Annotated in this window: 9 protein-coding genes and 1 riboswitch (1 of these 10 cut by a window edge); of the genes, 5 read left to right on the forward strand and 4 right to left on the reverse strand. The window is 47.6% G+C overall.

Annotation, left to right across the window (positions count from 1 at the left end; genetic code table 11):
- Positions 1–101: 101 nt before the first annotated feature.
- Both ABRS97_RS23295 and htpG read left to right on the forward strand, forming a co-directional pair.
- The gene (locus tag ABRS97_RS23295; protein WP_367817810.1) at positions 102–815 is read left to right on the forward strand and encodes an alpha/beta fold hydrolase; all 714 of its coding nucleotides are present in this window, start codon (positions 102–104) and stop codon (positions 813–815) included.
- A gap of 218 nt (positions 816–1,033) precedes the next feature.
- The gene (htpG, locus tag ABRS97_RS23300; RefSeq protein WP_367817812.1) at positions 1,034–2,914 is read left to right on the forward strand and encodes a molecular chaperone HtpG; all 1,881 of its coding nucleotides are present in this window, start codon (positions 1,034–1,036) and stop codon (positions 2,912–2,914) included.
- A gap of 123 nt (positions 2,915–3,037) precedes the next feature.
- Here the strand turns inward: htpG and ABRS97_RS23305 are convergent, their stop codons facing one another.
- Entirely contained in the window at positions 3,038–3,673 is a 636-nt protein-coding gene (locus tag ABRS97_RS23305) for a cyclodeaminase/cyclohydrolase family protein (RefSeq protein ID WP_367817814.1), read from the reverse strand.
- The gene (locus ABRS97_RS23310) at positions 3,670–4,536 is read right to left on the reverse strand and encodes a bifunctional 5,10-methylenetetrahydrofolate dehydrogenase/5,10-methenyltetrahydrofolate cyclohydrolase (protein ID WP_367817816.1); all 867 of its coding nucleotides are present in this window, start codon (positions 4,534–4,536) and stop codon (positions 3,670–3,672) included. The genes ABRS97_RS23305 and ABRS97_RS23310 overlap by 4 nt, the downstream gene beginning before the upstream one ends.
- Positions 4,537–4,629: 93 nt before the next feature.
- Positions 4,630–4,714: riboswitch (ZMP/ZTP riboswitch) on the reverse strand.
- A gap of 192 nt (positions 4,715–4,906) precedes the next feature.
- On the opposite strand from ABRS97_RS23310, the gene ABRS97_RS23315 reads away from it, so the two are divergent.
- Positions 4,907–5,458 (forward strand): hypothetical protein, encoded by a 552-nt coding sequence (locus ABRS97_RS23315; protein WP_367817818.1) that lies wholly within the window; start codon positions 4,907–4,909, stop codon positions 5,456–5,458.
- Between the two features lie 145 nt (positions 5,459–5,603).
- On the opposite strand, the gene ABRS97_RS23320 is transcribed toward ABRS97_RS23315, so the two are convergent.
- Both ABRS97_RS23320 and ABRS97_RS23325 read right to left on the reverse strand, forming a co-directional pair.
- On the reverse strand, positions 5,604–5,972 hold the full coding sequence (locus ABRS97_RS23320) for a hypothetical protein (RefSeq protein WP_367817820.1): 369 nt from the start codon (positions 5,970–5,972) through the stop codon (positions 5,604–5,606).
- Positions 5,973–6,178: 206 nt separating this feature from the next.
- Entirely contained in the window at positions 6,179–7,732 is a 1,554-nt protein-coding gene (locus ABRS97_RS23325) for an ABC transporter substrate-binding protein (protein WP_367817822.1), read from the reverse strand.
- A gap of 104 nt (positions 7,733–7,836) precedes the next feature.
- Here ABRS97_RS23325 and ABRS97_RS23330 point away from each other — a divergent pair, with 104 nt between their 5' ends.
- Positions 7,837–9,591, forward strand: coding sequence for a sensor histidine kinase (locus tag ABRS97_RS23330; RefSeq protein ID WP_367817824.1), 1,755 nt, complete (start codon positions 7,837–7,839; stop codon positions 9,589–9,591).
- Positions 9,592–9,599: 8 nt separating this feature from the next.
- A protein-coding gene (locus ABRS97_RS23335) for a response regulator transcription factor (protein WP_367817826.1) crosses the window boundary here: on the forward strand, positions 9,600–10,432 show its 5' portion. It continues 763 nt past the right edge of the window; the window shows 833 of its 1,596 coding nt (coding positions 1–833); the start codon lies at positions 9,600–9,602; its stop codon lies off the right edge, out of view.

Raw genomic sequence — 10,432 nt, forward strand, 5'->3', positions numbered from 1 at the left:
ATGACGTCCGGACATGAAACAAATTTTTGTAAAAAAAAGGGTTTTCCAGTGGAGTCGTGGAATGAATCTTGATGACCACAAAGTTTACTGGGAGGAAAAGAATGAGTACTTATGTTTTCGTGCATGGCGCATGGCAAGGGGCTTGGTGTTGGGAAAAGCTTTCGAAATTATTGAGAGAAAATGGGCATACTGTGATCGCGGAGGACTTGCCGGGGCATGGAGCCGACCAAACGCCAGTTTCCGAGCTATCCCTTGAAAAATACGTGGAAAGCGTCGTGCAGGCGATCGACTCACAAAATGAGTCCGTGTATCTGCTCGGTCATAGTATGGGAGGCGTCGTCATTAGCCAAGTCGCTGAACATCGGCCTGATAAAATCAAGGCGTTAATTTATTTAAGCGCTTATTTATTGAAAAATGGCGAAACCCTCACGGATGCCGTTGAAAAGGATAAATGGTCATTGGTTCCTTCGAATCTGGTCTTTGCTCCTGATTACAGCCATGTTGAGGTGAAGCCGGAGGCGGTAAAAGAACTGTTCTTTGGGGACTGTTCCGAAGAGGAGGTCGCCTGGGCTGCACAATTGATTAGGCCAGAGGCGGTTAAACCATTCCGTCACGCAGTCTCATTAACAGAGGAGAACTACGGTAAGGTAGATCGTGTATATATCGAGACTTTGCAAGACCATGCAGTAAGCAATGGACTGCAAAAGCTGATGTATGCCGCGACAAGCTGCAAACAGATCATTACATTAGACAGCGGGCACTCTTCGTTTCTATCAGAAACAGAAGGTTTGGCTAAACATCTTATGACGCTTTAATGAACGTATAGCCACCGTCCATTGTCACGTTTTGCGCGTGAATGGGCGGATTTTCTTGTTATACGGAGCCCTTTTTTCCAGCGATGTATTGACATTGGAAATTACTATATGATATATAAAAACTAGGTTAGCACTCCGTTGATTAGAGTGCTAAGGCTTTGGCAAGACTGATTTGCGAGTATACGTAATATGAACAGTAGTTGAAGGGAGATTTATTCATGACGAAGAAGCAATTCCAAGCCGAATCGAAAAGATTACTCGAAATGATGATTAACTCCATTTATACACAGCGAGAAATCTTTTTGAGAGAGCTTATTTCCAATGCCAGCGATGCTATCGACAAAATTTACTACAAGGCATTAACCGATGAGGCGCTGGTGTTTGACAAGGACAACTATTTCCTCCGCATCTCCGCTGACAAAGCAAGCAGAACGCTGACGATCTCGGACACCGGCATCGGGATGACGAAAGAGGATCTGGAGAATAACCTTGGGATTATCGCGAAGAGCGGCTCATTGGCTTTCAAGAAAGAAAATGAACTCAAAGACGGACATAACATCATCGGCCAGTTCGGGGTCGGTTTCTACTCGGCTTTCATGGTGGCGGACGAGATCACGGTGATTTCCAAAGCGCTGGGCAGCGACGAGGCGTTCAAGTGGGAGTCCACTGGCGCGGAAGGCTACACCATCGAGCCGTCCGAGAAGGATTCCATCGGCACGGAGATTATTTTGAAAATTAAAGCGAACACCGAAGACGATAATTATGACGAGTTCCTGGAAGAGTATCGTTTGAAAGCGATTATTAAGAAGTATTCCGACTTTATCCGGTATCCGATCAAGATGGAGGTAACGGGGCGCAGGCCGGTTGAAGGCAGCGAGAACGATTACGAGGACTATAGCGAAGAACAGACGGTCAACAGCATGGTTCCGATCTGGCGTAAAAATAAGAATGAGCTGACTACGGAAGATTACGAGAACTTTTATTTCGAAAAGCGCTATGGTTTCGATAAGCCGCTGAAGCACCTTCACATTAGTGCCGACGGCGCGGTTGTGTATCAAGCGATTTTGTATATCCCGGAGAATACGCCGTTCGACTACTATACGAAGGAGTATGAGAAGGGGCTTGAGCTTTATTGCAATGGCGTGCTGATCATGAACAAATGCTCGGATTTGCTTCCTGACTACTTCAGCTTTGTCAAAGGGATGGTAGACTCGGAAGACTTGTCGCTAAATATCTCGCGTGAGATGCTGCAGCACGACAGACAATTAAGCCTAATTGCGAAAAACATCAAGAGCAAAATCAAAAGCCAGCTGCAAAGCCTGTTGAAAGATGAAAGAGAAAAGTACGAGCAATTCTATAATTCGTTTGGCCGCCAGCTGAAATATGGGGTCTACAGTGATTATGGTTCTAATAAAGATGTGCTGCAGGACTTGCTACTGTTCTACTCCTCCAAAGCGAAGAAGCTGATCACGTTGGATGAGTACGTATCGGGTATGCCGGAAGACCAGAAGTATATCTACTATGCGGCTGGGGAGTCGAATGATCGCATTTCCAGACTTCCGCAAACGGAGCTGGTATCCGATAAAGGGTACGAAATCCTTTACTTTACGGATGATATCGACGAGTTCGCAATCAAGATGCTCATGAAATATAAAGAGAAAGAGTTCAAATCGGTATCGAGCAGCGACTTAGGAATTGAGCCGGATGCGAATGACAATCAAACGGAAGCTGAAGAGAACGAAAGCAAGGATCTCTTTGCATCAATGAAAGACATTTTGGCGGACAAAGTGAAGAATGTAAAAGCGTCGAAGCGTCTGAAAAGCCATCCTGTATGTTTGTCGACAGAGGGCGAAGTGACGATTGAGATGGAGAAAATCTTGAAAGCTATGCCGAACAACCAAGAGGTAAAAGCGGACAAGGTGTTGGAAATCAACGTGAACCACGAGGTATTCCAATCGTTGAAGGATGCTTATAGCGCGGATAAAGCGAAGCTTGCCCTGTACACGAATCTCTTGTACAATCAGGCGCTGCTCATCGAGGGCTTGACGATTCAAGATCCTGTTGAGTTTACGAATAATATTTGTAAAATCATGGTGTAACACCGCGCATGAAGAGAGCGGTATATGGCAAAGAACCCGTCACTGGCTAAACCAGTCCGGGTTTTTTTGTTTTTGGGAAGCGGGGGTCAGGTTGAAATGCGCTTGCAGCCGTCAGAAGCGCTGTTATCCGATTATCCGGCTCCTCACGGCAAGCAAGGTTTTACTTTTCAGCTCTTCAATGGCGCTGATCAAATCAAGCATCTGCTTCATATACTGGCGTCTCGCTTCCGAGTCTTTCAGGGAAGCCAGGTTGATTTCGATGGTGAGATTAGCTGATTGAGCAGCAGCCTCGAACAAGATGGCCCCAATGCCGAGGTCGGATATGACATTCTTGTTAGAGTTTTCGGCAATTGTGAGCGTGCATCGCAAGCCATCGCGGCAAACCTCCATCAGACGAAGCGGCACGGTGATAGCGGCAGCCGTTGCAGCCTGAATAGCCTGGCTGCGAAGGTCCTTCTCCTCAGCTGTCTGCTTGGGAAGCCGGAGTGCTTCCATGTACTGCTGGAATGCTGCGATGTCAGAAGCGAGCAGTTCCTCACAGGCTGCGGTTAAGTCATTCATAACGCGAATGGCTGCTGCAATCTGTTCGTGAACGTCAACGAATTTGTCGCCCTGCGAGAGATTGCCGACCATCGCTGTCATTGACGCTCCAAGCGCGGCGACTAGCGCGGCAACACTTCCGCCGCCCGGTGTAGGCGCAGAGCTTCCCGCTTGCTGAATAAAATCGCGTATCGATTGATCCCATGATATCGCATTCATACGTAGCGCGCCTCCCCTGCGTGTTGTTGCAGCTCGATAGCTTTCAATAGATTCTGAAACAGAATCGCGGTGGTTAACGTGCCGACTCCGCCTGGAACAGGAGAAACGGCCAGCACCTTTTCACTGATATTCGGTGCTGCGTCGCCCACGATTTTACCGTCAGCGGCCTCATTGATGCCGGCGTCGATCAGGATCAAGTTGGCGTGGACCATCTCCATGGTGATCACATCAGGACGGCCGACGGCTACGAAGGCAATCTCTGCGTGCCCTAGGTGCGAAGCGATATCAGGCGTTCGGGAATGGCACACAGTGACAGTCGCATTCTCCCTTTGAAGCATATGAAAGAGGGGGAGTCCAACAGTCTGACCTCTGCCGACCAAGGTGACATTTTTGCCTTCCAGCGTATGGCCGTAAAAGGCGAGCAATTGGATGCACGCTTGTGGAGTTGCGGGATAGAGCCCCTTGTCCCCAGTAACGGTAGCCAGCTTGTTGCTGGGCGTTACGCCATCGATATCCTTATCGGGCGAGATGGACTTTTCGATGGTGGAAGCGGACAGATGCCGCGGCAGAGGAAGCTCCAACATAATGCCATGCACATTCGGGTCTGCATTCAGTTGGGAGATGAGCTGCAGGATATCTGGCTCGCTTGTGTCTTCCTTGAAGGCGTGGAGATGGAAAGCTACTCCTAGCTTCTCAGCAATCTTTTGCTTAGCGCGGGCGTAATAGGCAGAAGCAGGATCTCCTTCCACCAGAATTGTTGCCATGCGCGGTACAATTCCTGCTGTTTTCAGCTCCTCTACACGCGTTCGGACCGCCTCATATACGCCATCGGCCGCTTCCTTTGCTTTCATGAGCATTGCCATTTCCATAACCTCCCTGTTCAAATATGCAATTTTGAATCAATAAACGAAAAAAAGCATCGGCAGACGCTCGTCAATGACGGCACATCTGCAAATACTTTTTCCCCAGGCGAACGGTACGTTCCAACTGAATGCTCCCTCGTGGTTAATTCCACTGTTTTCGCCAGTCACATTCAATGCTATTTCCTTCATCATATCAAAGAATAGTTCATAGTTAAAGTGCTGAAAGCTAAATAAATCTATGTGAGATGACGATATAAAGTAGACTTTGAAATTAACAATAAAATGGAAAATTGTTAAAAATAACACATTTTTCAGAGGGATGGAGTGAGCGGCAATCTTGAAAGGGGATCGAAATAGTAGGAAGTTTACCATGTTTTGCGCTGTGATCATTTTAATGCTTATTTCCGGGTGCAGCAGCGAGGCTGGCAAGCTTGTTCCCGATGCTTTTTCCGCTAAAGATCTGTGTATGGAAAAAACCGGCTTTCCGGATAGCGAAATTTGCTACGGAACGGATCGGAAAAGGGTCGAAAGGATTTTAGGCTCCGGGAAGGGCAGCGGTGTGGTTCAAAAGTATGATGATGGCGTCTCCGTGATGTATCGCGAGGATAAAGTTGCCGGATTGGCCATTGGCTTCTCATTAGAAAAACGGATGCAGATTACACGCGGAATTCGCATAGGATCGAAAAAGGAAGAAGTCGAGCAGAAATACGGAAAAAAATACGCAATTGTAACAGCGCTAGGAGGCACGCTCTATAGTTTCTATAAGGAAAATAATCTTCCGTTGGAACGAAAGGCCTATAAAAGCGAGAGGTCGGATGACGAGAAGCAGGGCGTCTTTGAAATATGGTTCTCGTATGATAAAGCCGGGGGAGTGAACGAGATCATCTTGTCGGATCAAAGGATGTCAGCGGAAAAGAAGTGAAGTCCGGCAAAATCATGGTATAACACCGCGCATGAAGAACGCGGCATATGGCAAAGAACCCGTTACTGGCGTAAACCAGTCCGGGTTCTTTGTTTTTTGGGAAGCGGGGGCGTTTCTATTCATAGGTACAACGTCATCTTATCATTTAGAAAATCAACACTTTACCATTAACCTCAGCCGGGCTTGGTCCAACATTAGTAATTTGGAGTCGGTCGGTTCCGGCCGGGACAACAAAAGTCAGCACAAAGGTCCGTGTTCCTCTCACAGTTACAGCGTTCGTGATGGGGCGATGGGTGACGGCGTCTACAATCTGGTATCTGATGACAGGCTGAGTAAGGAAGCCGGCCGAAGGACGTTGGGAAATGATGATTTCGCCGAAATTAACAACGTTTCTGAGCCGAAAAGCACCGGAGAAAACAGTTACACCTGAGCCAATTCTCGGGAAAAGGAAGACGACGGATCGGAGAATGATGGATGAAGAACGCTTGCTCGTTAACTTTAAACTTGGCTTCAATTCGATCACCTCCAATCTATCTCTATTCCATATAAGATATGAAAATATGAAAAATTGGTTCCATTTTTAAGAAAATTGGGAGGTTTCATAGAAAGAAAAGAAACTCCAGATATTGAAGATAAAACAATGCCAGGCTTCATATCGTGGCCACATATGCAGAAAAGACCAAACAACCCCTCTCGCCGAGGGGCTGTTTGGCATGCGCGCTATTTTGTCTTCCTGGCAGCAGCCCAGACGTCCAACTGCCGCTGCTTCTCTTCAATGACTTTATTGCCGCCAGCGTCCTTCAAGGATTTAAGCAGCGCTGGCATAATTTTATCGGGATCGAATTCGCCCGAATTGAGTGCTCCTGTGTACTGCGGGAGGGCATTCCCGCAGGCAATCACCTCATTTTTCACTTTATCCGGGTCGAAAATGAACCCAAGAGCAAGGGACCTGTCAGCGGTTTCGTTAAAGACCCTGTATTTTTCCCAGAGATTAGGGTCATCGCCTGCCCAGATATAGGAGTTCAACTGATTGCCGAACACCCATGGCAAATTAAGGTTATACCCGATGGTTTTGGCGGATTCTCCAGGCGGGTAGTCGATCAGGTTGTCTCCCTTTTTGACAAAATGCTTGCCTTCGATCCCCCAATCGAGCAGATTGAGCAAGTATTTATCCGTGTAGAGCAAATTCAGGAACATCATCGCTCGTTCGGGATTCTTTGAGGTACGAGGGATGGCGAACATCGCGCTTGTGACATCGCCGGTCGTCGTATAGGGCTTGGTCAGCTCCACGCTCACCATAGGGAATCCTGTATTCCGCGATTCTTGCGTATTGAATCCGGGCTTGATGGACTGCGCATAGGCGAAAGCTTTGCCGGCCTTAACCGCTTCAAATTCATTCTGCCTGGAGGTGGAGCCGTCTTTGTTGATATATCCGGCCTGATACCAGCCGTGCATGATTTTGGCGTAATGCAGATACGTTGGGGTTTCATACAGATTAATGACCTTCAGTTCTTTGCTGTCACGGTCAATGACACCTGGCCCGCTGCTGGAATCCAGCATGTCGAACTTTCCGTAGCCGGGCAGCACGGTCAAGGGGGACCGATCGTATTTGACTTGTAGGGGGACCATGCCCGGTTCGTTTGCTTGTATCGTTTTCCAAATGGGTTCCATATCTTCAAGATCATGTACAAGGGAGAGATCAATGTGGTATTTATCCACGATGTCCTTCCGCATGACGATGCCTTTGGTGGAGGCAAACTCTTTGTTGGTCAGCACGCCGTAAATGCTTCCTTTTACTCTTCCATTCTCGATATAGGCGGGATCCAGCGTGCTCGTAATGCCTTGTCCATATTGATTCAGCAGTTCATCGAGCGGGATAATTTGTCTTTTGGCGACTTCTTGGCCCAAGAATAACCAGGAGGAAGTGAACATCAAATCAAATGTTTCATTGGAGAGGAACATCAGGTTGGTTTTATCCGACCAGACGGATAAATCAATGGGCCGCAGTTCGATTGTGGCATTTATCTTCTTTTCCAAATAGGCATTCATAGCATCCTGCACGTCGGGCAAATCTTTAGGAACGGTGCCGATAGGGAACACCATGACCATATGGTAAGGCGGCAGTTTTGCTGCGGCTTCATTCATCTGCTCGGTTGTTGGTGCAGAAGTTTGGGGCGTCTGAGGCGCGGTTCCGGGATTGCTGCAAGCTAAGAGCAGGGTGGCGCAGACAAGGCTTGTGCCCAGAACAGTTATTAGTTTACGGATGATTTTCAATGCGAATACCCCCTACTAGACCTAATATATCAAATAACCTTGGGCATAAAAAGAAGGAATCAGGTAATTGGCGTGGAATTGACGGGAGTAAAAGGAGGCCGTGCATGTTCATTAAAAGAGGAACGCTTCGCTCACAGCTTATTTTGGGTTTTGCTCTAGTAACGGTTCCGCTCGTTATTTTATTAATTTGGAATAACATGTATGCGACGAAGGTTGTGCATTCTCAGGTTGCACAATCCAATAAAAATATGCTGACGATGTATATGAACCAAATCGATCAGGTGCTTGAAGAGCTGGACAAGTACTTGTACAGGACGGCGAACCAGGATAGCGACTTAATCTCGCTTAGCGCCTTCGAGGAAGATAACCCTGAGTCTTATTATGCCAGAATTCGTACGCTGAATGCGATGTATTTGAATACGAACTACTATAAAGATGCAGACGTGCTCTTTGCTTATAGTTCCAGATATGCCGATTTGCTCGTAGCGCCTCAGCCTTATATGAATAATGATCGTAAAGAATCGATTAAGGCGAGACTGGATAAGCTCATGCTGGATTCGACGACCCGAAGCTCGCTGCAGCACTCCTGGCAGCTGATTTATCAAGATCAACAATACTCGCTCGTCCGCCTTGTCGACACCGGGTACGATTCCTATATTGGCGCTTGGGTGGATATTAATCGGCTGATGATCCCGCTAAATTTGCTTCATTTGGGGGAACAGGGGCAGGCCTTGTTTTTATCGAAAGAAGGAACCGTGCTTAATGCCCTTAAAGATGAGGAATTCGAGAAAAGTCTGAAATCCATAGACTGGAAGGTCAATGTAACTGCGGAAGATCAACCGTACCAGATTGTGCGTCTGGCTGAGAAATATTTGCTCGTTATCCAGCCGTCGCATCATGCGGAGATGTATTTGTCCGTGATGATACCGGAGCGCAATCTGCTGGAGGGGCTGGCCTTTTTCCAGAGAATTAATTATTACGTGCCTGTGTTAGCGCTGCTTATCCTGTTATTGTACTTGTTCTTCCTGGAACGGTTCATTGTAAGGCCAATCGCCAGGTTGATCAAAGGCATGCGTAGAATTTATTCAGGCGATCTATCCGTTCGGTTTAGTGACGACAGATTGATGGAGTTTAAGGTGATTGGCGAGACATTCAATAACATGGTCACCCAGATTGAAGTGCTGAAGATTGATATCTACGAGGAGCAGATCCGCACGAAAAAAGCGGAGCTTAAGCATCTGCAGGCTCAGATTCATCCGCATTTCTTTATGAACTCACTGAATATTGTATACAATCTTGCCCAAACGAAAAATTTCGAGCTTATTCAGCAAATGGCCATTCATCTGGTCAAATATTTCCGCTTCGCTATTCGGACGCATCTCTCATCGATTACATTGATGGAAGAACTTGAGCATATCCGGAGCTATTTGGCTGTGCAGCAGGTGCGTTTTCCGGAGCATCTTTCTTTTCATATTGACATTGAGTCTGATCTGCAAAACTGCCGTATCCCGCCTTCAACGGTACAGCCTCTTGTGGAAAACGCCATGATTCATGGCTTCTCGATTCATTCCTCGCAATCGTTTCAAATCGGGATTGAAGTGCGGCCTGATCCCGAGTCGGAAGCGCATTTCCTCGTTCAGGTGAGGGACAATGGCAAGGGGATGACTGATGAGAAGCTGAGACAGCTGCAAGCCCAGAGCTATTTTGAAGAAGAGGGCAGCGATCATATTGGCTTGTGGAATGTGATGCGCAGGTGTAAGCTATACTACAAATCAAATGTGGATATTGTGCTGGAGCGGGTGGAGCCAAGCGGTTCATTGATCACGTTAAGGCTTCCCCGCCAAAGTACAGATGAATGAGGGATAGGATGTACACAGCACTGCTGGTCGATGATGAAATTTTTGCAGTCAAAGGGATGATCTCAGGTGTAAATTGGGATCGATTGGGCATTAGTAGGGTCTATGAGGCTTATCATGCCTCGACAGCGAGAGAAAAGCTGCTGCAAACGCATGTGGATGTGATGATTTGCGACATCGAAATGCCGGATGAGACTGGACTGGAACTCGTCGAATGGGTCAAAACAAATAAGCCCGAGGTGGTCGTGCTGTTCTTGACGTGCCATGCTGATTTTGCTTTCGCGCAGAAGGCGATCCACTTGGGCAGCCATGATTATTTGCTGAAGCCGGTCATTTTTGGCGAGCTGGAGCTGGTGCTGCAGGCGGCCTTGGATGGCATCCAAGAGCGAAGGGAACTGAAAGAGACGGCGGAACATCTGAAGAAATATCAGTCAATGTGGGAGCACAAAAAGGTCGCTTTGATCGAACGGTTCTGGCGGGATATCCTGTGTCAGCGGTTGCTGCCGAATGAGGCGACGCTTAGATCCGCCTACGAAGAATATCAGCTTCCGGTTGAAGATTATCCCTATGTGACGCTGATCCTTATTAGCGTGGAACAGTGGGAGAAGCATTTCAGCGCCAGAGACGAAGAAATCATGAGTTTCGCGCTGCGCAATGCTGCGGAAGAAATGATTATCGGGAGAAGTGCCGGTCATGTGGTCGAGGACAACCGGGGCAATATGATTGTTATGCTCTATAGAGCCCGCGCGGATCACGTTGCTTACGGCGAACTTTTGGAGGCGTGCACGCGCTATAGGGAGGCGTGCCAGCAGTATTTGTACTGCCAGCTTTCGTGCTATATCAG

The sequence above is a fragment of the Paenibacillus tabacirhizosphaerae genome (assembly GCF_040812395.1).
Classification (GTDB): Bacteria; Bacillota; Bacilli; order Paenibacillales; family NBRC-103111; genus Paenibacillus_E.